The following is a 389-nucleotide window of genomic DNA, read 5'->3' on the forward strand; positions in this document are numbered from 1 at the left end:
CCGCTTCGCCCATCGGGCGGGTGACGCTGGCAGGTGCAGTGGCCGCCGGCGCGCTCTTCGCGGGGCCATCGCTCGCGCGGTGTGCCCTGCGCCGCTGGCCAGAGCCGGGCGAGCCCGGCACACCACCGTACCGGCTGTGGTGCGCGCGTCTTGCCGGACTGTTACTGGGACTGATGGCGGCATTGGCCACGTAGGCCGCATAGGCCGTGTACGCCGCGCTCGCGCACCGCCTGTCTATTGCATGGAGAACAACGGATGACCTGGCTGAACAAGGTGGAAGGGATGATTGCGCGCGGCGACCTGATTGCCGCCTCGCGACTGCTCGATTCCCATCGCGTCATGGACTCGACGCGGCCGCGGGAACTGGTGATAGGCAGCCGGTTGTGGTG

At 68.9% G+C, this 389-nt stretch carries 1 protein-coding gene; it reads left to right on the forward strand.

Features of this window, described 5'->3' with window-relative positions; genetic code table 11:
• Positions 1-194, forward strand: a 194-nt coding sequence (locus PXJ20_RS33015) for a hypothetical protein (RefSeq protein ID WP_421057526.1), incomplete at its 5' end; no start/stop codon positions are given.
• Positions 195-389 lie beyond the last annotated feature (195 nt).

The sequence above is a fragment of the Paraburkholderia sp. A1RI_3L genome (genome assembly GCF_048957895.1).
GTDB lineage: Bacteria > Pseudomonadota > Gammaproteobacteria > Burkholderiales > Burkholderiaceae > Paraburkholderia > Paraburkholderia kururiensis.